The 18,583-nt window shown below is 68.0% G+C and carries 19 protein-coding genes; 9 read left to right on the plus strand and 10 right to left on the minus strand.

Going from position 1 to position 18,583, the window contains the following annotated elements:
- Window positions 1–134: 134 nt before the first annotated feature.
- Window positions 135–575: a hypothetical protein gene (locus tag DFW101_RS04310; protein ID WP_157137615.1), complete on the plus strand. Its 441-nt coding sequence runs from the start codon at window positions 135–137 to the stop codon at window positions 573–575.
- A gap of 185 nt (window positions 576–760) precedes the next feature.
- Here DFW101_RS04310 and DFW101_RS04315 read toward each other — a convergent pair whose 3' ends face one another.
- From DFW101_RS04315 to DFW101_RS04325, 3 genes are all read right to left on the minus strand, one after another.
- Window positions 761–2,023 (minus strand): type III PLP-dependent enzyme domain-containing protein, encoded by a 1,263-nt coding sequence (locus DFW101_RS04315; RefSeq protein ID WP_009180301.1) that lies wholly within the window; start codon window positions 2,021–2,023, stop codon window positions 761–763.
- Between the two features lie 43 nt (window positions 2,024–2,066).
- Window positions 2,067–3,272, minus strand: coding sequence for an SLC13 family permease (locus DFW101_RS04320; protein WP_009180302.1), 1,206 nt, complete (start codon window positions 3,270–3,272; stop codon window positions 2,067–2,069).
- A gap of 171 nt (window positions 3,273–3,443) precedes the next feature.
- Window positions 3,444–4,157, minus strand: a complete 714-nt coding sequence (locus tag DFW101_RS04325; RefSeq protein WP_009180303.1) for a carbonic anhydrase — start codon at window positions 4,155–4,157, stop codon at window positions 3,444–3,446.
- Between the two features lie 173 nt (window positions 4,158–4,330).
- Between DFW101_RS04325 and DFW101_RS04330 the strand changes: the two genes are divergently transcribed.
- The gene (locus DFW101_RS04330) at window positions 4,331–5,812 is read left to right on the plus strand and encodes a fused MFS/spermidine synthase (protein ID WP_009180304.1); all 1,482 of its coding nucleotides are present in this window, start codon (window positions 4,331–4,333) and stop codon (window positions 5,810–5,812) included.
- A gap of 52 nt (window positions 5,813–5,864) precedes the next feature.
- Here the strand turns inward: DFW101_RS04330 and DFW101_RS04335 are convergent, their stop codons facing one another.
- The 3 genes from DFW101_RS04335 to DFW101_RS04345 all read right to left on the minus strand — a co-directional run bounded on the left by DFW101_RS04335 (window position 5,865) and on the right by DFW101_RS04345 (window position 9,149).
- A complete protein-coding gene (locus DFW101_RS04335) occupies window positions 5,865–6,629 on the minus strand; it encodes an exodeoxyribonuclease III (RefSeq protein WP_009180305.1) in 765 nt (254 codons plus the stop codon).
- A complete protein-coding gene (locus tag DFW101_RS04340) occupies window positions 6,626–8,386 on the minus strand; it encodes a response regulator (RefSeq protein ID WP_009180306.1) in 1,761 nt (586 codons plus the stop codon). The genes DFW101_RS04335 and DFW101_RS04340 overlap by 4 nt, the downstream gene beginning before the upstream one ends.
- A gap of 94 nt (window positions 8,387–8,480) precedes the next feature.
- Entirely contained in the window at window positions 8,481–9,149 is a 669-nt protein-coding gene (locus tag DFW101_RS04345; protein ID WP_009180307.1) for a metallophosphoesterase family protein, read from the minus strand.
- A gap of 80 nt (window positions 9,150–9,229) precedes the next feature.
- Here DFW101_RS04345 and DFW101_RS04350 point away from each other — a divergent pair, with 80 nt between their 5' ends.
- Window positions 9,230–9,832, plus strand: coding sequence for a 5-formyltetrahydrofolate cyclo-ligase (locus DFW101_RS04350; RefSeq protein ID WP_009180308.1), 603 nt, complete (start codon window positions 9,230–9,232; stop codon window positions 9,830–9,832).
- Window positions 9,829–10,539, plus strand: a complete 711-nt coding sequence (locus DFW101_RS04355; RefSeq protein ID WP_009180309.1) for a purine nucleoside phosphorylase YfiH/LACC1 family protein — start codon at window positions 9,829–9,831, stop codon at window positions 10,537–10,539. The genes DFW101_RS04350 and DFW101_RS04355 overlap by 4 nt, the downstream gene beginning before the upstream one ends.
- Before the next feature lie 22 nt (window positions 10,540–10,561).
- Here DFW101_RS04355 and DFW101_RS04360 read toward each other — a convergent pair whose 3' ends face one another.
- The 3 genes from DFW101_RS04360 to DFW101_RS04370 all read right to left on the minus strand — a co-directional run bounded on the left by DFW101_RS04360 (window position 10,562) and on the right by DFW101_RS04370 (window position 13,516).
- Window positions 10,562–11,929 (minus strand): HD domain-containing phosphohydrolase, encoded by a 1,368-nt coding sequence (locus DFW101_RS04360; protein WP_009180310.1) that lies wholly within the window; start codon window positions 11,927–11,929, stop codon window positions 10,562–10,564.
- Window positions 11,919–12,851: a TIGR01777 family oxidoreductase gene (locus DFW101_RS04365; protein WP_009180311.1), complete on the minus strand. Its 933-nt coding sequence runs from the start codon at window positions 12,849–12,851 to the stop codon at window positions 11,919–11,921. Before DFW101_RS04365 ends, DFW101_RS04360 begins: the two co-directional genes overlap by 11 nt.
- A gap of 80 nt (window positions 12,852–12,931) precedes the next feature.
- The gene (locus tag DFW101_RS04370) at window positions 12,932–13,516 is read right to left on the minus strand and encodes a DUF4390 domain-containing protein (RefSeq protein ID WP_009180312.1); all 585 of its coding nucleotides are present in this window, start codon (window positions 13,514–13,516) and stop codon (window positions 12,932–12,934) included.
- Window positions 13,517–13,644: 128 nt separating this feature from the next.
- On the opposite strand from DFW101_RS04370, the gene DFW101_RS04375 reads away from it, so the two are divergent.
- On the plus strand, window positions 13,645–14,109 hold the full coding sequence (locus DFW101_RS04375) for a 23S rRNA (pseudouridine(1915)-N(3))-methyltransferase RlmH (protein ID WP_009180313.1): 465 nt from the start codon (window positions 13,645–13,647) through the stop codon (window positions 14,107–14,109).
- A 26-nt stretch (window positions 14,110–14,135) separates the two neighbouring features.
- Window positions 14,136–14,366 (plus strand): hypothetical protein, encoded by a 231-nt coding sequence (locus tag DFW101_RS04380; protein WP_009180314.1) that lies wholly within the window; start codon window positions 14,136–14,138, stop codon window positions 14,364–14,366.
- Here DFW101_RS04380 and DFW101_RS04385 read toward each other — a convergent pair.
- Window positions 14,327–15,025 carry a 16S rRNA (guanine(527)-N(7))-methyltransferase RsmG gene (locus DFW101_RS04385; RefSeq protein WP_009180315.1) on the minus strand — a complete coding sequence of 233 codons (699 nt, stop codon included), beginning with the start codon at window positions 15,023–15,025 and terminating at the stop codon, window positions 14,327–14,329. The genes DFW101_RS04380 and DFW101_RS04385 overlap by 40 nt on opposite strands.
- A gap of 96 nt (window positions 15,026–15,121) precedes the next feature.
- On the opposite strand from DFW101_RS04385, the gene DFW101_RS04390 reads away from it, so the two are divergent.
- Genes DFW101_RS04390 through DFW101_RS04400 form a run of 3 tightly spaced genes read left to right on the plus strand, consistent with a single transcriptional unit; the run spans window position 15,122 to window position 18,572 of the window.
- Window positions 15,122–16,072: an ACP S-malonyltransferase gene (locus DFW101_RS04390; RefSeq protein ID WP_009180316.1), complete on the plus strand. Its 951-nt coding sequence runs from the start codon at window positions 15,122–15,124 to the stop codon at window positions 16,070–16,072.
- A gap of 5 nt (window positions 16,073–16,077) precedes the next feature.
- Entirely contained in the window at window positions 16,078–17,736 is a 1,659-nt protein-coding gene (argS, locus tag DFW101_RS04395) for an arginine--tRNA ligase (protein ID WP_009180317.1), read from the plus strand.
- Between the two features lie 56 nt (window positions 17,737–17,792).
- Window positions 17,793–18,572 carry an SPOR domain-containing protein gene (locus DFW101_RS04400; RefSeq protein ID WP_009180318.1) on the plus strand — a complete coding sequence of 260 codons (780 nt, stop codon included), beginning with the start codon at window positions 17,793–17,795 and terminating at the stop codon, window positions 18,570–18,572.
- The last annotated feature ends 11 nt before the right edge of the window (window positions 18,573–18,583 follow it).

Genomic DNA, 18,583 nt, shown 5'->3' on the forward strand with positions numbered 1-18,583 from the left:
TGCTCAATTGCAGGCAGAACAGACTGCCGTCCGGTCGCCTCGGGGGTGCCCCGGCCGGCCCGGTCGCCCTGGCGGCCGGGGAGGAGGTCTCCCTGCCTGCAAGCGTACTTCTCGTCTGCCCGGATCTCCGGGGATTGACGTCCCTGACCGGGGCCCTGTCCGGCCACTATCCCGTGCTTGCCGCGAGCAACGGGCAAGAGGCCTTGCGCCTGGCGCGACGGCACGCCTCCTGCCGTCTGGCCTACTGCGAAATGGGTGGAAACGCCGCCGCCACCGTGGCCCTGGCCAACCGTCTGGTCAAGGCGCGGCCCGGCCTGGCGGTCATCGCCCTGGTCCGGCCGCCCTGTCCGGCCGGAATCCGCCAGGCCGTGGCCGAAGGCCTGCTCCAGGGCGTGTGCCTGCTTCCCCTGTCCCCGGAAGCGCTTCGGGCCAAGACCCGGGCCATCCTGGCCAGCCGCGCCGCCGACCCGGACAAGGGCCAACGCCCGGGCGGCATTCTGACCCGGGAGGAGGTGGATTTCCTCCTGGGCCGGCCGGACCCGGACAAGGAAACCGACTGCCACCGGAGGCAGTGACCGCCTCCGGGCGGCTCTGCGCCGGCCTCGCGCCTGCCCTGGCAACGCGAAACCTTCCCGGACGACCGCATCCGGTCGAACGACCGTTTGCCGTCTCCGGTCCCGGCACTGCACACCTTGAAATCGCAGACCCGGATTTCAAGGCAAGCTCCTTTTCATTTTTTCCTAAAAAAGCACCCGGTTGTTCAAGGACGCCGCCAGGTTTCGGCTTCGCCGCGCCAGAACCGCACCACGTCGTCCGGTGACTCGCGTTCCCGCAGCACCGAAAAGCGGCCATCCCGCACGGCCAGGACCCGGGGCATCTGCCGGCTGTTGTAGCGCGACCACATGGACAGGGTGTAGGCCCCAACGTCGCGGATGACGAGCAGGTCGCCCTCGTCGATGTCCGGCAGGCGGACCCGCCAGACCGGAAAGTCTCCGGAAAAGCACAGCGGCCCGGCCAGATGCCAAGCACTTTTTTCCCCTGTCTTTTCCAGGCCGTCCGCCGTGAGGACCGCCACCCGGTGGGACCACGACTTCGGGTTGTAGCACTCACGCACGAACATGTCCGCGCCAAGGTGCAGCACGGCCGTCCGGTGGCCCCGCTGGCGCTTGACGTATTCCACCCGGCTTATGGCCACGGCAGCCGGGGCATGGAGCCATCGGCCGAATTCGGTCACCAGTTCCCGGTCGCCGGAAAAGATTCCCGGACAGCGCGTGGCCAGGGCCGCGGCATAGGCTGCGGGCGTGGGCGGACTGTCGTTCTCGCGGTAGGTGGCCGGCAGGCCGCCGCCGATATCCAGCCGCCGCACCCGGCCGGGCCCCTGCTCCCGGTCGATTTCCAGGGCCAGGTCGTAGACGGCCCCGACCCCGGCCACAAGCAGATCCAGGGGACAGCCCTGAGACCCGACATGGACGTGCAGGCCCGTCAGCCAGGGATGGCGGGCAAAGGCGGCCTTGATCTCCCGCCGCTTTTCCAGGGGCACGCCGAACTTCGAATACCGTCCGGCCACGCTGGTGGCCTTGATGCGGCCAAGGCCGACCTGGGGATTGACCCGGAGTCCGGCCTCGGGCGGGCGGCCAAGGGAGGCGGCCAGGGTGTCCAGGCGGGCCACTTCCTCCAGATTGTCGGCATTGACCCACACGCCGAGGGTCAGGGCCAGTCGCAGCTCGTCTGCGGTCTTGGCCGGGGAGTCGAAGACGATCCGGCCGGCCGGCACTCCGGCCGCCAGGGCCAGATGGAGTTCCGGCAGGGAGGCGGCCTCGGCCCCGGCCCCAAGTCCCCAGAGAAACGCCAGCACCGGCGGCAGGGGATTGGCCTTGACGGCCACGGCCGCAAGCGTTTGCGGTCCGAAGGCGGCCGCGAGTTCGGCCACCCCCGCTTCCAGCCGGTCCAGATCGTAGACCACCACGGCCGTGTCCGTTTCGCGGATCATGCCGTCGACCAGGGCCTTTCGCACCATTTCCATGACGTTGTCCTTTCGTCCCGGGTCGAGGATCGGACGGAGCCGCCTAGCGCAGGAGCCACCAGCCCGAGACGGCCAGGGTGGCCAGGGTGACGGGCAGGCCGACCCGGGCGTGGGCCGCAAACCCCAGGCGCACACCCAGACGTTCGGCCTGGTCGGCCACGATGAGGTTGGCCAGGCTGCCGGGCAGGATCAGGTTGCCGGCCAGGGTGCTCGACACGGCCAGGAGCGTGGCCTGCTCCGGCCCGCTGTGGCCGGGCAAAAGGAGCATCACGGCCGGCACGTTCGACACCACGTTGGAAAAAAGGGCCGTGACCGCATAAAGCCAGGCTGGACGGGACAGGTCGATGCCGAGGGTCCCAAGCCCCTGGTAGGCGTCGTCGAGAAAGCCGGCGGCCGCCACTTCCCGGTTGACCACGAAAAGCCCGAGGAAAAGGAGCAGGAGCTGCCAGTCGACCAGGGCGAGCGTCTCGCGTGATCCCATGCGGCGACTGAGAAGGAGGGCCCCGCCGCAGGCCAGGGCCACATCCTCACGGGGCACGCCGCCCCAGAGGAAGGCAGCCAGGCACACGGCCATGGCGAAAAGCCCCTTGGCCGACTGCCACCGGGAAAAGGGCGGCGCCGGCAGGCCAAGGACAACGGTCGGGCCGGCGAACCGGCCACGCCAAGCCCAGACCGTGCCGACCCAGGCCAATACCAGCGACACGGCCACGCAGGGCCAGACCGTCGCCAGATAGCCGGTGAAGGACAGGTGGGCCACCTGGCCGATCAGCATGTTCTGGGGATTGCCGATGAGGGTCGCGGCCGAGCCGATGTTGGCGGACAGGGCCAGGCCGATCAGGTACGGCAAGGGGTTAAGCCCCCGGGCCAGGGTCGCCTCCACCAGGATCGGGGCCATGGCCAGGCAGACGATGTCGTTGGCCAAAAGGGCGGACAGCACGGCCGACGCGCCCATGACCCGGGCGAGGAGCCCGGCCGGCGAAGCGGCGGCCGCGATGAGGGCCCGGCTGACGGCGGCGTAGAAGCCGCCCAGGCGCAGCTGGGCCGAAACGACCATCAGGCCGAAGAGCAGGGCCAGGGTCGGCACGTCGGCGGCATTCCAGGCATCGGAGACGGTCATGGCACCGCCGGCCACGAGCACGATGGCCCCGACCAGGGCCGCCCCGGCCCGGTCCACGGCCAGTCCCGGCAGCCGGCCCAGGGCCATGGCGGCGTAGACAAGGAGAAAAACGAAAAGGACTGCGGCGCGCACGCCCCGGCCTAGCAGGTTCGCGTCAGAAAAGCCAAGGGAAAGCGGCAGGAAGAAGAATCGGGGGGCCGCCCCCCGCCGCCGGGGGCGATGCTCTCCCGCGGCCCCCTCGTTGGGGACCAGGGGGGAAGCATGCCTCCGGCGGCGGGTCCGGGGCAGGGCCCCAGCCTTCCCTTAATTGTCGAGCAGGGAGCCTTCGGACGGGTGCTCGCCGAACCAGCGCACTTCGCCGGAGTCGATGTCGTAGAGGGCGCCCACGACCTTGATCTTGCCGTCGGCCGCCATCTTTTTGAGCATCGGGCTTTTGGCGTAGATGTCGCTGATGGCCTGCCACATGTTGGCCTCGATGGACCGGCTGATGATCTCGTTGACGTCCGAAGCGGCGAAACGGGCCTTGATGCCCTTGACCGCCGGCACGATGGGGGCCACCAGCTTGCCGATGTTCTCGGTGACGGGCTCGTTTTTGACCACCGCCGTGACCGCCCCGCATTTGGTGTGGGCCAGAACCACCACCAACGGCACGCCGAGGTGCTCGGCCCCGTACTCGATGGTGCCGATCTCGTCGGTGGCGGCCACGTTGCCGGCCACGCGGACCACGAAAAGGTCGCCCACGCCCTGGTCGAAGAGGACCTCGACCGGGGCCCGGGAATCGGCGCAGGACAGGACCGTGGCAAACGGGTGCTGTCCGCCGGTGGCGGTTTCATGCCGACGGGCGGCGTCCTGATGCGGCGCGACGTTGGCCTGGGACACGAACCGCGTGTTGCCTTCCTTGAGCCGGGACAGGGCCTCGTCGGCGCTCACTTCCGAACCGCCGGAAGAGGCCAGGACCGCTGTGCACATCGCCAGCAAAAACGCCATGGTGGCCGTGGCCGCAAGAAACCGTTTCATCGGGATCCTCCAGAATTGAACGTGATGGGGTGGTTTCTTTTCCCTACATCGAACAGCCGGCCTCGGTCAAAAACAAACCGCTTGCCACGTGCTTGCGCGGCCGGTCCGGTGCCGTTATGGATGGCGTCAGGGGCTCTGGCCGGCCTGTGATCCGTCGAGGCAAGGAGTGTCGGATGCTTGAAATCGTGGTTTTCTGCTGCGGCGCGGCGGTCATGGTCCTGGAGATCGTCGGGGCCCGCATTCTGGCCCCGTTCCTCGGCACCTCCATCGTGGTCTGGACCGGGCTTATCGGGGTCATCCTGGGGAGCCTCGCCGTCGGCTACTGGCAGGGCGGCCGGCTGGCCGACCGGCGGCCCACGGCCCGGACCCTGTCCGGCATCATCGCCCTGTCCGCCGTGCTGGTCGCGTCCACGGCCGCAACCCGGATGCCGCTGCTCGATTTCCTGGCCACCCAGGCCTCCGGCCCCCGCCTGGCCGTCATCGCCGCCACGCTGCTCCTTTTCGCCCCGTCCGCCGCCCTGCTCGGCATGGTCGCCCCCTTTGCCGTCCGCCTGTCCCTGCGCGACACCGCCACCTCTGGATCCACGGCCGGCCGGCTGTATGCCTTGTCCACCTGCGGCAGCATCGTCGGCACCTTTGCCGCCGGATTTTTCCTGGTCGCCACCCTGGGCTCCACGGCCATCCTCATCGTGGTGGCCGCCTTCCTGCTCGGCTTGGCTTTCCTGGCCTCGCGGGCCGACGGCAAGGCCAAGGCCGCCGCGGGCCTCGTCATCGCCCTTTGCGGCCTGGGGCTCCTGGCCAACGGCCGATCCCTGGCCGCAGCCGGCGTGCGCGACGTGGACACGGCCTACGGCCGGGTGCTGGTCTACGACGGGCTCCATCCCGAATCCGGCCGCCCCATCCGGGTCATGACCACCGGTCCGGCCCGCTACCAGTCGGCCATGTACCTCGACGCCCCGGACGCCCTGGCCCTGCCCTACGTCCGGTTCTTCGACCTGGCCCGCACCCTGGTCCCGGACGCCCGGCGGGTGCTGGTCCTTGGCGGCGGCGGCTACTCCTTCCCCCGCCACATCCTGGCCACGCGGCCCGGGACCGAGGTCACGGTGGTGGAACTCGATCCCGGCATCACGGCCCTGGCCCGCCAATATTTCGGCCTGGCGGACACCCCGGGCCTCTCCATCATCCACGAGGACGCCCGGACGTTCATCAATCGGGAGACAGGTCCCTACGATCTGATCTACCTGGACGCCTTCGGCACGGACTACGCGCCGCCGTTCCATCTGGTGACCCGGGAGGCGGCGGCCCGGCTGGCGGCCAAACTGGCCCCGGGCGGGGCGGTGGTGGTCAACTCCATTGCCGCGGCCGAAGGAAAGAACGGACGGTTCCCCCGCTCCCTGGCCGCCACCTTCGCCACGGCCTTTGCCGAGGTGGCCGTCTATCCCTTGGGAGGCGAAGGGCGCGCGTCCGAGGAGCAGAACGTGATGCTGGTGGCCCGGGCCGAGAGCTGGCCCCCGGCCGTGCCGGCGGACGCCGAGGCGCGGAGTTTTCTGGCGGCCCGCCTGGAAAATCCGGCCGGGGATGACGGCATGGTCTTGACCGACGACTTCGCCCCGGTGGAATGGATGTGCCTCGGCTCCTGGCGCGAAGCGTCCTGAGCCGGCCGGCCACGCCGAAAAGATCCGACGCCGCCGGCCAATCTTTGGCTGTTTAGGAGGCGTCGATCTCAAGCCCCACCGGGCAGTGGTCCGAACCAAAGACGGTATTGTCGATCCAGGCCCGCTTGACCCTGGGTCGCAGTTCCTCGGACACGAAGAAATAGTCGATGCGCCACCCGACGTTGCGATCCCGGGCCTTGAACCGGTAGTCCCACCAGGAATAGTGCCCGCCTTCCTTCTCGAACATCCGGAAAGTGTCCACATAGCCGGCGGCCACGAACCCGTCGAGCCAGGCCCGCTCCTCGGGCAGAAAGCCGGACGTCTTTTCGTTGGCCTTGGCGTTTTTGAGGTCCAGGGCGGTGTGGGCGGTGTTGAAATCGCCGCAGACCACGATGGGCTTTTTGCGGCGCAGCGCCTCGGCATGGGCCAGAAAGGCCTCGTAATAGCCGAGCTTGTAGGCCAGCCGCTCCGGTCCCCGGCCGCCGTTGGGGAAATAGACGTTGAAAAAGTAGAAGTCGTTGAATTCCATTTGGATGAGCCGACCCTCGCCGCACCAGGCCGCGTCGGGCAGGTCCAGGCCGATGCTTCGGGGTTCCACCCGGTAGAGGCAGCCCACGCCGGAATAGCCTTTTTTGACCGTGGAACTGAGCCAGACCGTCTTGTAGCCGCCCGTGTGGCCGAAGTCCGCCTCGTGCCCGGTCTGGAGCTTGGACTCCTGGATGCCGACCACGTCCGCGCCACTGCCGGACAACCACTCCCAGAACCCTTTCTGCACCACGGCCCGCAGGCCGTTGACATTCCAGCTCATTAAAATCATTGCGTGATCCCGTTTTCCTCCGCGACAGGCGCGGTTTCCTCGCCCCGTTCCATCATCTGCAAAAACGCCCTGGCGCAGGTGGGGCAGAACTGCCGGCCGGCCTCTTCGCCGATGATGCCAAGGGCTTTCTCGAGCGCCATGCCGCGCCGGTAGGGACGGTCGGTGGTCATGGCGTCGTAGGCGTCGGCAATGGAGATGATGCGCGCGCCAAGGGGAATGTCCGTGCCCACGATGGCCGTGGGGTAGCCGAGCCCGTCCCACCGCTCGTGGTGCAAAAGAATGAGCGGCAAAACCGGCGACAGGGAGACGATGGGCCGCAGGATTTCCGCGCCGATGATGGCGTGCTCCTGGATCTTGGCGTATTCCTCGCCGGTCAGACGGCCGGGCTTGAGGAGCACCGCGTCGCGCACGCCGATCTTGCCGATGTCGTGCAGGTTGGCCGCGATCTCGAGTTCCCGGAGTTCCCGGTCGGCCAGCCCCATGGCCCGGCCAAGCCGCATGGCCATGCGCGACACCCGGGCCGTATGGCCCTTGGTGTATTCGTCACGGGCCTCCAGGGCGGTGATGAGGGCCGACATGCTGGCCAGGACGTGCTCGTGCTCTTTTTTGAGATGCCGGTAGCTCTCGGCCAACAGCTGCTCCACCACGAGCTGCATCTTTTCCACGTCAAAGGGTTTGACGAAATACCGGGAGACGCCCAGGCGCTCGCCGCGCCGGATGTCGCCCGGCCGGTTGCGGCCGCTCATGATCACCACCAGGGTGTTGCGCAGTTCGGGCTGGTCGCGCAGCCGCTCGCACAGGGCGTAGCCGTCCATCTCCGGCATCTCGATGTCCGTCACCACCACGTCCGGCCGCTCGGCCATGGCCAGCTCCAGCGCCTCCTGCCCGTTTTCGGCCGTCAGCACGCAGTGGCCGCTTTTGATGAAACTGTGGCGCAACAGCTCCCGGATAAGCTTGTTGTCGTCGGCGACCAGAATCTTGTTGTGGCGCTTGCGCTCGGCCAGATCCAGATGCTCCGACACCTTGGCCGCCAGCATGTCCGGGGTGAACGATTTGAGAAGATAGTCGTCGGCCCCGCAGTTAAACGCCGTTTCCACATCCAGGGCGTTGTCGCTGCTCGACAGGATGACCACCGGCAGGTAGCGGCCGGGGTTCTCCTCCTTGAGGCGGCGGCACAGGTCCAGGCCGGAAAGGCGAGGCAACAGCACGCTCGTCAGGACCAGCTCGAAGGACTGGCTGCGGCAAAGGGCCAGGGCCTCCTCGGCGCTGTGCGCGGCCACCACCTGGAATCCCGCCGGGGACAGGGCCGCCCTGACGACGTGCAGGAGCGTCTTGCCGGCATCGACGAAAAGGATGGCCCGCCCGGTCGTCGGCGCGGCGGGATGGAGCAACCCGTCCTTGAGCTCCCGCAGGACCGAAGCCAGGTTCAGCCGGTGGACGGGAATGACGTCCGGCTGGTCGGCCAGGAACTCCGGCCGGCCTTCGGCCGCGGCCTCCTCGAACGGCTGCAGGCACAGGATGGGGATCCGCCGGCCCGAGGCCGCGCCGGATTCCCGGATGCGCTCCAGCAGTTCGGCCTGACCAAGGCTCATGTACGAATCCTGGATCAGGACCGCGTCCGGCGCGGGCTCGGCCAAGGGAAAGACAAAGCCCCCTTCGCCGGGCAGGGCGAAGGCGTATTCCACCCCCAGAGTCAGGTAGATCTTGGACAAAAAGGCCCGATAAAACGCAATGTCGATGACATTGACAACGAGCATCACCACCTCCGGGGCGCGCCACCAGGGGTGACGCCCGCTTTGAAACGGCCGCGGAAAAAGGCAGGCCGGCTCCGGGCGTCCCGCGCTCGTTTTTTCAGACGGTCAGGAGGCTGGCCGCAAGGCCGCCCGGACCCAGGGTGATGCGGGCATAGCCGCCGTCGGCCAGGGCTCCGGGATTGACAATCACGGTCCGGCCCAGGGAGTCGATGGACCGGGCCTCGTGGATGTGGCCGGTCAGGCAGATCGCCGGCTGGACCCGGGAAATGAAATCCCGCACGGCCTGGCTGCCGACATGGGCCCCGGAGCCGACCACGTCGGCGGCGGTGCCAAAGGGCGGGGTATGGCAGACCATGACCAGGTGCGGACAGTGGGCCACCACGGCATGGGCGGCTTCGAGCCAGGCCGCGACCCTCTCCTCGCCAGCCTCGCTTGGCGTGTGAAACGGCGTCGGCGTAGACCAGCCGCAGCCGAAAAACCCGACGCCCTGGGGCATGACCCGGCCGGTGGCGTGGAGGTTGACGCCTTCGGCCGTGAGGTAGGCGTCCACGGCGCCGGTATCCATGTTGCCGATCTGGGCCATGACCACCGGGTTTCGCCGACGCACGGCCTCGAGGACCAGCTTGGCCGAGGCCGCGCCGCCCCGGATGGTCAGGTCGCCGCTGACCACCACCCCGGCCGCGTCGCCAAGGCCCGGGATGCGGCCCAGGGCCGCGATGTCGTCGTGCACGTCTCCGATACCGATCCAATAGGTCCCTTCGGCCATATCCCCTCCCGCGCCTGGTGCCGCAAGCCGCCCTTCCCCTGGCGGGAAGGCCCTGCTAGTATGCTGTGGTTGTGCAAACAATGCAACCATATCAGATATCAGATACCGGCAAGGACGCACTGCGCCGGGAGATGCGGCGCCGCCGGGAGGCCCTTGCCCCGGCCTTCGTGGCCACGGCCAGCGCGGCCGTGGCCGCACGGGTGGCCGCCCTGCCGCGTTTTGCCACGGCCCGCGAGGTCCTGGCCTATCTTCCCGTGCGAAACGAGGTCGATGCCGGCCTCCTGGCCGAGAGGGTCCTCGCCTCCGGCCGCCGGCTCCTTTTGCCCCGGTGCCGGCCGGACGCGCCGGGCCAGCTCGATCTCGGCTGCGTGGCCGACCTGGCAGACGCCGTGCCCGGCCGTTTCGGCATCCTCGAACCCCGGCCGGAGTTGTGCGTCCTGCCCGAGGCCTTCGCCCCGGACTTGATCCTGGTGCCGGGCCTGGCCTTTGACGCCCAGGGCCTGCGCCTTGGCCAGGGCGGCGGCTATTACGACCGGCTGCTCGCCCTGCCCATGGCGGCCGGGGCCTTGACCGTGGGCCTGGCCTACGCCTTCCAGATGGTGTCGCGCCTGCCGGCCGAGCCGTGGGACAGGTCCGTGGATCTGGTCGCAACTGAACAACAAACACACTGGTTTTCCAAATGAATTACATTCCCTTTGCGTTTCCGGGACTGCCCGGCGTCGGCTGCGCCTTTGGCCATGGACCGGACACGGCCGCCTTTACCGGCGCGGCCGACCCGGCTGCGGTCATCGCCACCCGCCGCGGCCTGAAAGAGGAACTCGACTTTTCGATCTGGCATTCGCTCAAGCAGGTGCACGGGGTGCACATGATCATGGAGCCGGAATTCGATACCCTGGAACGGCCGAGCATCGAGGCCGGCGACGGCATGGCCGAGAGCCGGCCCGGCCGGGCCCTGGCCATCAAGACCGCCGACTGCCAGCCGGTGCTCCTGGCCCACGAGTCAGGCAAGTTCATCGCCGCCCTGCACGTCGGCTGGCGGGGCAACGTGGCCGATTTCTGCGGCCGGGGGGTGCGGTCGTTTTGTGTGCGCTACGGCCTCGATCCCCGCGAACTCCTGGCCGTGCGCGGACCGAGCCTCGGACCCGGCGAATCGGAGTTCACCGCCTTCGAGAGCGAATTCGGCGAAGCCTTTCGTCCCTACTACGACCACCGCAGCCGCAAGGTCGACCTGTGGCGGCTCACCCGCGACCAACTCGTCGCCGTCGGGCTCGACCGGGACCGGATTTTCAGCCTGGATCTTTGCACCAAAAGCCTGCCCGCCTTTTTCTCCTACCGGCGCGACAAGACGGCCGGCCGCCAGGCCAGCCTCATTTGGATCAAGGAAGGGTAATCGTCGGGGCGACGCGCAGGGCCTAGAAGTGGAAGGAGCAAGTCTTGAAAAGGAGCAGGCAGGCGTCCACCACGTCGGGATCGTAGCGCGTCCCCCGGCCGTCGGCCAGTTCCGCCAGCGACCGTTCGAGGCCATGGGAGGCCCGGTAAGGCCGGTGGGAATTCATGGCCTCGACCACGTCGGCCACGGCCAGGATGCGCGAACCGAAAAGCATGGCCTCGCCGGAGAGGCCCGACGGATAGCCCGAACCGTCCTGGCGCTCGTGGTGCTCGAGGACCATGCGGGCCACGGGCCAGGGAAAGGGAATGTCCCGGAGAATTTCGTATCCGACGAGGCTGTGGTCCCGGACGATGCCCATTTCCATCTCCGAAAGAACGTCGGGCTTGGCCAGGATTTCCGAGGGCACGTGGATTTTGCCGATGTCGTGGACGAGTCCGGCCACGCGCACCCCTTCCCGCTCCTCGGCCGAAAATCCCAGCTCCCCGGCCAGGGCGAAGGCCAGGCGCGACACCCGCTCCTGGTGGCCGGCCGTGAAGGGATCGCGTTTTTCCGACGTCACGGTCAGCGCGTTGACCGTTTCCTCCAGGGTGCGGCGCAGCCTGTCCACGGACTCCTGCAAGGCCTTTTCCACCTGCTGGCGGCGGCTGACGTCCCGGAAGACCAGCACCATGCCGAGGCGTCGCCCCTGGCCGTCGAGGATGGGCGACCGGGTCTGCTCCACGGGAATGATGCGGCCGTCCGTGCGGCACAGGCGGGCATGCTCCCGGCCGGCGGCCTCCTCCGCTCCGTCCCCGGCAGCGGGATCCTTTCGTGCCCGGTACACGCCGTCAAGATCGCGGCCGAGCATGTCGCCGGCGGCCAGGCCGAGCAGGTTTGCGGCCACGGGATTGCAGAAGCGCACGCGCCCTTCCGGGTCGGCGGTAATGACACCCTCGCCAAGGTTTTCGAGGGTGATGGACATCCAACGTTCGTTTTCCACCAGTTGCCGCTCCGTGCGGGACTTGTAAAGGGCAATCTCCAAGGCCGTGTTGAGTTCACGATCCTCGAACGGTTTGACGATATACCCGTAGGGGGAAACGGACCCGGCCCGCTTCAGGGTCTGGGTGTCGGAATGGGCGGTCAGGAAGACGACCGGCGCGCCGAAACCGTCGTGGATGCGGGCCGCGGCGTCCACGCCGTCCATGTCCCCGGCCAGCATGATGTCCATGAGCACGAGGTCCGGAACCAGTTGCCCGACCAGATTCACGGCCTGTTCGCCGGTGTCGGCCAGACCGCAGACGTCGTACCCGAGCCGGCCGAGGCGGTGGCGCACGTCCATGGCCACCACGGCCTCGTCCTCGACGACCAAGACCCGGGGTTTCACCGGCTCGACCGTCGTATCAGCCGTCATGGGCGGACCGCCTTGGCTGGAGGATGTCGGCCAGGGCGGCGGCGATCGTCCCGAATCGAAAGGAGAAACCGAGTTCCGCAAGGCGAGCGGGCACGGCCCGCACGCCGTTTAAAAAGAGCTCCTGGGCCATTTCCCCAAGGAGCAGCCGCAGGGCGGTCTCGGGGGCGCGCAGAAAATGCGGCCGGCCCAGGGCCCGGCCGATGGCCACGGCCAGTTCTTCCTGGGTGACGGCCCCGGGCGCGGCCAGATTGTAGGGTCCGGCCGCCTCGGGCCGTTCGATCAGGAACCGGATGGCCGCCACTTCGTCGTCCAGGTGGATCCAGGGGAAATACTGCCGCCCGGTCCCAAGGGGGCCGCCGATGAAAAACCGATAGGGCGCGAGCATCCGGGGCAGGGCCCCGCCGCCCGGCCCAAGGACCACCGCCGTGCGCACCACCACCCGACGCAGGCCAAGGGCCTCGGCCTTTTCCGTGGAAGCTTCCCAGCGGCTGGCCACCTCGGCCAGGAATCCTGTGCCGGCCGGGGCCTCCTCGTCGGTGGGAACCCCTCCCCGGTCGCCGTAATAGCCCGTGGCCGACCCCTGGATGAGAACGGCCGGCCGGGCCGACGTCCGCGAAAGGGCGTCCATGACCGCCCGCCCGGCCCGAAGCCGGCTTTCGAGGATGCTTTTTTTGCGGGCCTCGGTCCAGTAGCCGGAAGCGATGTTCGCGCCGGCCAGATTGACCAGGGCCAGGGCCCCGTCCAGCAGATGGAACCAGCCTTCCCCGCTGCGCCCGTCATAGGGAACGAAGGTGACGCCGGGCCCCGCCCGCCGGCCCGGGCCGGAGCGGGAAAGGACCATGACCTCGATGCCGTCCCGGACCAGGGACCGGCAAAGCGCCTGACCGATGAATCCCGAACCGCCGGCAATGATTACCCGCATGGGCCCTCCGTGCCTGAATCTACAAGGATATTGGCGGTATTATACGAGAAACCAGCAGAAAGGCAACCGATGCGGGGATTTCAGTAGGTGAAATCGAGTTGGTAGGAAACCGGGGGGGCGGCGTCGAAAGGCCAGAAGAAAAGACCCTTTTTGAGCCAGGGCGAGACGTCCTGGCGCACCAGGGTCAGTTCGAGGGTGAGGACATACGTCTGCCCCCGCTCCAGGCGGTCCCAGGAGCCGAGATCCACCAGGATCTCGTTCCAGGCCTTGCGAAAAAGCGCGGACAGATCCTTGTCGGCCATGGACCCCTGGCCGGGAAGCGACACCACGAAGTCGCCGCCCTTAAGCCGCCTGACCTCGCTTTCCCACTTCGCCCCGCTGACTTCCCGGTTCCAGACGTAGTCCCGCTTGACGGCCAGCCGGGCCACGCAGACGAGCGACAGCCGCTCCCCGGCCACGAGCACTTGCCGGATGCGGTCGAGCCCGGTCGGCTCCACGCCGAAGCGGACCCGGATCTTGCCCTCGAAGTTGTTGAGCACCAGGTTGCTTAAAAGCAGTTCCTGGGCAAAAGCCGGCCGCGCGCACCAGACCGTCGCAAAAAAGGCCAAGGCCAGCCAGGCGGCGCGTCGCCGGACGCCTTGGGGCGAGGATTTAGGAAACGGCATGCCTCTCCCTGATCGGTGCGTATCCTGCCATGCGGTAAAGGGCCTAATCCAAGCCGGCCGCTTTGACAACAGCCCGGCCCCTCGGCTAACACCCGGAAGGACTTTCGCCCGCCGGACACAGCCATCCTATGAAACCCGTTCGCCTTCTCGTCGTCGGGGCCGCCAAGGCCCCCTGGTTCCGGGACGCCGCAGCCCATTACCTCATGGCCCTTCGGCGCTACCTGCCGGCCGAAGAGGTGGTCGTGCGCGACGGCAAGGCCTCCGAGGCCGCCCGCCGCAAAACCGAGGAGGGCAAGGCCCTGCTCGGAAAAATCGGTGCCCGCGACTTTCTGGTGGTCCTTGACGAGGGCGGCACCTCGCTCACTTCCCGGGCCCTGGCCGGCCGGCTGCGGACCATGGTCGAGGACCCGGGCCGGTCCCCCTCGTTCGTGGTCGGCGGCGCCTTCGGCCTTTCCCCCGAGGTCCTGGCCCGGGCCGACATGACGCTGGCCCTCGGTCCCGGCACCCTGCCCCACGAACTGGCCCGGGTGGTTCTGTACGAACAGCTCTACCGGGCGGCGGCCATCAACGCCGGGGCCCCCTATCACCATTAACCGGCATTCCGAAAAAGGCGGTACCCATGCCCCTGCCTCTGCTCGATCCGGCTTATCTGGAAAAACTGCGCCGCTACCTCGAATGCGGCGACCTGGCTTTTGACTTCGAGAACGCCTCCGAGGCGGACAAAGGCGAGATCCTCGACTTCCTGGAGTCGATCATGGACCTGGCCGAGCTGGTCGACGCCACGGCCACCCGGCTCATTTTCAAGGACACCTACATGGACGCCATCGAGGACGCGAAGAGCGCCAGATAGCGCATTTTCTCCCCGATCCGGTAGGAGGCCCGGGCGGCCAGGGCGAAACCCGCCGGCATCTCGGCCTCGGTCGGCGCCTCGCCGGTCATGGTCAGGGCGGCAAAGGGCGGTCGGACGATCCGGCGGCACAAGGCCAAAAACTGCGGCCAGGGCGCGAAGGCCCGGCTGACGCACAGCACGAAGGCGTCCGGATGCCGGGCCACGATGCCGGGCACCGTGTCCTCGACCCGCCCCTCGGCCACGGACAGGCCGGACAGCCCGAGCCTGGCCACGGCCTCGGCCAGGAAAAAGGCCCGTTTCTCCCGCGCCTCCAGGAGGACGTATTCGCCCCGGTCGAAAAAGGCCCGCAGCGGGATGCCGGGCAGTCCCGCCCCGGCTCCGAAATCAAGTCCCAGGACAGGCCGGCCCGCCGGCGGCAGGACCGCCGCCCCGGCCGGTCCGGACAGGAAATCGGCCACGTGCCAGGAGTCGGCCACCAGGGTGGCGAGCACGGTTTCCCAGTCCGCCGGGCCAACCAGATTGACCTTGGACCGAAAGCGGGCCAAAAGTCCCAGATACCCCGAAATCGTGCCGGCCTGTTCGGGCGTGAGGTGGCGGCCGAGACCGGCCGCGGCCCGGGTCACGGCCCGGGCGTCGGGTTGCTGGTCGGATGGCGGCATGATTTCTCCCCTTCTAAATTGACCATTGCACATTTTGGCCCGTTGCTCTACCAATCGCGGCCGAAAAGACGAGAAAAGCTCTAAGGAGAGGCGAACGTGAGCGCAACCGAAAACCGTCTGGCCGTGCTCTTTCCCGGCCAGGGTTCCCAGGAAAAGGGCATGGGCCGGGCCCTGGCCGAGGTCTCGGCCGAGGCGGCCGAACTGTGGCTGCTGGCTGAAAAGGCCTCAGGGCTTTCCCTGCGGGAAATCTACTGGGAGGGCGACGAGGCGGCCATGGCCGACACCCGTGCCCTGCAGCCGGCCATGACCGCCGTGACCCTTGGCCTGTGGTATTTCCTCCAATCGAGACTCTCCCCCGTTGTGGGGTTTGCCGGGCACAGCCTCGGCGAATACGCGGCCCTGGCCGCCTCGGGCATGCTCGAGGTGCCGGCCGTTCTCGAACTCACCAGCCTTCGCGGCCGGCTCATGGCCGAGGCGGCCGGCGGCGACGGCAAGATGGCCGCCGTGCTGAAGCTGACCCTCGACGAGATCGAGGACGTGGTCCGTGAGGCCGGACAGGCGACGGGCAAGATCCTTCTCATCGCCAACTACAACTCCCCGGGCCAGTATGTCATTTCCGGCGAGGCCGGGGCTGTTGCCGCCGCTGCCGATCTGGTCAAGGAACGCAAGGGCCGGGCCGTGCCCCTGGCTGTGAGCGGGGCGTTTCACAGCCCCCTTATGGCCGAACCGGCCGCGGAACTGGAAAAAGCCCTGCGCAAGGCCGGCCTTCGCAGCCCGTCCAAGGGGCCTGTCTTTTTCAACGTGACCGGCGCGGCCGAGCCCGGCGCCGATGCGGCGCTTGAACTCATGTGCCGCCAGATGACCTCGCAGGTCCGCTGGATCGACACCATGGGCAACCTGTGGCGGGCCGGGGCCCGGACGTTTGTGGAGCTTGGCCCCAAGGGCGTCCTGACCAAGCTCCTCGCCGCCAACCTCAAGGACGCGGGCGAACCGTACACCGGCCTGTCCGTGGCCGATCCGGCCGGCGCCGCCGGCCTGGAGGCCTAAGGATCATGCGCGCCACAAGCCACTTGCGCGGCCTGCTGGAAACCGTCCTGCGGGAATCCGACATCCCCTGGCCGGCCAAGACCACCATCGAGCCGCCCCGGGACAAGGCCCACGGCGACCTGGCCACCAACGTGGCCCTGGTCGCGGCCAAGGACGCGAAAATGCCGCCCCGGGCCCTGGCCGAGCACCTGCGCCAGGCCCTCCTTGCGGCCGATACCGGCCTGGCCGAAGTGTCGGTGGCCGGACCGGGCTTTTTAAACGTCACCTTCGCTCCGGCCTTCTGGCAGCAGACCGTCCTCGACGTCCTGGAGCAAGGCGACCGCTACGGCCTGCTCGACATCGGCCAGGGCACGAAAATCCAGGTGGAATTCGTCTCCGCCAACCCGACCGGACCGCTCCACATCGGCCACGGCCGGGGCGCGGCCGTGGGCGACTGCCTGGCCCGGGTCCTGCGGGCCGCCGGGTTCACCGTGGAGACCGAGTATTATATCAATGATGCCGGCCGCCAGATGCGCATCCTCGGCCTCTCCATCCTCTACCGCTACCGCGAGCTCCTGGGCGAGCCCGTGACCGAGCCCGAGGACTACTACCGGGGCGATTACGTCAAGGACCTGGCCGGGCAGCTCATCGACCGGGAAGGGCGGGGGCTCCTCGCCCTGTCCGAAGAGGCGGCCACCGACGCCTGCCGCCTGCACGGGGAGAAAGAGATCCTGGCCGGCATCAGGAAGGACTTGCAGGACTTCCGGGTCCACCACGACGTCTGGTTCCCGGAATCGAAGCTTCTGGCCGCCGGGGCCGTAGAGCGGACCTTTGACGACCTGCGGGCCAAGAATCTGGCCTACGACAAGGACGGGGCCTTCTGGTTCGCCACCACCACCTTCGGCGACGACAAGGACCGGGTGCTCGTCAAATCCGGCGGCGAACTGACCTATTTCGCCTCGGACATCGCCTACCACGACGACAAGTTCCACCGGGGCTTCGACGTGGTGGTGGACATCTGGGGCGCCGACCACCATGGCTATGTGCCGCGCATGAAGGCCTGCGTGGCCGCCCTTGGCCGCGATCCCGAGGCCAGCCTCAAGGTCATCCTGGTCCAGCTCGTGAACCTGCTCAAGGGCGGCGAGCAGATCGCCATGTCCACCCGGGCCGGCAAGTTCGAGACGCTCGCCGACGTGGTGGCCGAGGTCGGGGCCGATGCGGCCCGGTTCATGTTCCTGTCGCGCAAATCCGACAGCCACCTGGACTTCGACCTCGACGCCGTGACCAAAAAGTCCATGGACAACCCGGTCTACTACGTCCAGTATGCCCATGCCCGGGTCAGGTCCGTGTTCGCCAAGGCGGCCGAGCGCGGACTCGTGCCGGACGCGGCCTCCCCGGCCCTCCTGGCCCGCCTGGACACGGCCGAGGACCTGGAGCTTTTAAAGCTCCTCGAACAGTACCCGGACACGGTCGCCGCCGCGGCCCGCAGCTTCGCCCCGCATCTGGTCAGCTTCTACCTGCGCGAACTGGCGGGGAAGCTCCATCGCTACTACACCGTCAACCAGGTCCTCGGCGCCGGCGACGAGGCCGTCACCGCCGCCCGGATGCGTCTCCTCCAAGCTGTCGCCCTGGTGGTCAAAAATGGCCTCGGCCTCCTTGGCGTGTCCGCTCCGGACAAAATGTAGACGGCGGACAGGACCTCGCGTTCGGGAATCATCAGCCGTCGAGGAACTTTGACTCCATGAAGCTTTTAAGTCGATTCAACGTATCCCAGGACAAGGGCGGACCGCGCAAGTTCTCGTTTGAAATCAGCATGTCCGGCGTCATTTCCGTCGGCATCGTGGTCGTGCTCGGCATGTGCTGGGTCTTTATCCTCGGCATCCTGGTCGGCCGTGGCTACCGCCCCGAAGCCGCCGTGCCCCAGATCGCCCAGATGATGCCGACCACCGAACCCAAGGCCGACGGCGCGCCCGCGGCCGCGCCCGCGGTCCTCAAGCCCGAGGAACTCCAGTTCATGGAGGGCCTGCAAGACAAGGACGGCGAGGTGGTGGCCGACTCCACCCAGAAGGCTCCGGCCGACGGCAAGAAAGGTCCGGGCCTCAAATCCCGGGACCTGCCCGACGCGAAATCCGTGCCCATGGGCCAGGCGGCCGTGGCCACGGCCATCCCCGCCCAGGCAGCCGTCGCGGCCCCGAAAGCCACGCCCCCGGCCAAGCCTGCGGCCGGGGAGGCCCGGGCCCCGGCCCGGGTCGAACCCAAGGCGCCGTTTGAGAAAAAAGCCGGGCCCAAGTTCGTGGCCACCTACCAGGTGGCTTCCTTCCCGGCCAGGGAGCAGGCCCAGACCCTGGCCCAAAAGCTCGCCCAAAAGGGCGTGTCGGCCACGATCCAGGAGGCGAAATCCGGTAACAACTCGGTTTTCCGGGTGAAAATTCAAATCAAAGGCACGGAGGCGGAGATCGCCGACGGCCTCAAGCGGACCGGAGAAAAAGGTCCTATACTTCTCGGCAAAAAACCCTTATGAGGATTCCCCCG

The organism is Solidesulfovibrio carbinoliphilus subsp. oakridgensis, assembly GCF_000177215.2.
In the GTDB taxonomy this organism is placed as follows: Bacteria; Desulfobacterota; Desulfovibrionia; order Desulfovibrionales; family Desulfovibrionaceae; genus Solidesulfovibrio; species Solidesulfovibrio carbinoliphilus.

Excerpts from the sequence above, each read along its gene's own strand:
- DFW101_RS04315 (WP_009180301.1), bottom strand. The coding sequence starts at position 2,023 with ATGGAAATGGTGCGAAAGGCCCTGGTCGACGGCATGATCCGCGAAACG.
- DFW101_RS04325 (WP_009180303.1), bottom strand. The coding sequence starts at position 4,157 with ATGAAACGGTTTCTTGCGGCCACGGCCACCATGGCGTTTTTGCTGGCG.
- DFW101_RS04330 (WP_009180304.1), top strand. The coding sequence starts at position 4,331 with ATGCTTGAAATCGTGGTTTTCTGCTGCGGCGCGGCGGTCATGGTCCTG.
- DFW101_RS04335 (WP_009180305.1), bottom strand. The coding sequence starts at position 6,629 with ATGATTTTAATGAGCTGGAATGTCAACGGCCTGCGGGCCGTGGTGCAG.
- DFW101_RS04340 (WP_009180306.1), bottom strand. The coding sequence starts at position 8,386 with ATGCTCGTTGTCAATGTCATCGACATTGCGTTTTATCGGGCCTTTTTG.
- DFW101_RS04345 (WP_009180307.1), bottom strand. The coding sequence starts at position 9,149 with ATGGCCGAAGGGACCTATTGGATCGGTATCGGAGACGTGCACGACGAC.
- DFW101_RS04350 (WP_009180308.1), top strand. The coding sequence starts at position 9,230 with ATGCAACCATATCAGATATCAGATACCGGCAAGGACGCACTGCGCCGG.
- DFW101_RS04355 (WP_009180309.1), top strand. The coding sequence starts at position 9,829 with ATGAATTACATTCCCTTTGCGTTTCCGGGACTGCCCGGCGTCGGCTGC.
- DFW101_RS04360 (WP_009180310.1), bottom strand. The coding sequence starts at position 11,929 with ATGACGGCTGATACGACGGTCGAGCCGGTGAAACCCCGGGTCTTGGTC.
- DFW101_RS04365 (WP_009180311.1), bottom strand. The coding sequence starts at position 12,851 with ATGCGGGTAATCATTGCCGGCGGTTCGGGATTCATCGGTCAGGCGCTT.
- DFW101_RS04370 (WP_009180312.1), bottom strand. The coding sequence starts at position 13,516 with ATGCCGTTTCCTAAATCCTCGCCCCAAGGCGTCCGGCGACGCGCCGCC.
- DFW101_RS04375 (WP_009180313.1), top strand. The coding sequence starts at position 13,645 with ATGAAACCCGTTCGCCTTCTCGTCGTCGGGGCCGCCAAGGCCCCCTGG.
- DFW101_RS04380 (WP_009180314.1), top strand. The coding sequence starts at position 14,136 with ATGCCCCTGCCTCTGCTCGATCCGGCTTATCTGGAAAAACTGCGCCGC.
- DFW101_RS04385 (WP_009180315.1), bottom strand. The coding sequence starts at position 15,025 with ATGCCGCCATCCGACCAGCAACCCGACGCCCGGGCCGTGACCCGGGCC.
- argS (WP_009180317.1), top strand. The coding sequence starts at position 16,078 with ATGCGCGCCACAAGCCACTTGCGCGGCCTGCTGGAAACCGTCCTGCGG.
- DFW101_RS04400 (WP_009180318.1), top strand. The coding sequence starts at position 17,793 with ATGAAGCTTTTAAGTCGATTCAACGTATCCCAGGACAAGGGCGGACCG.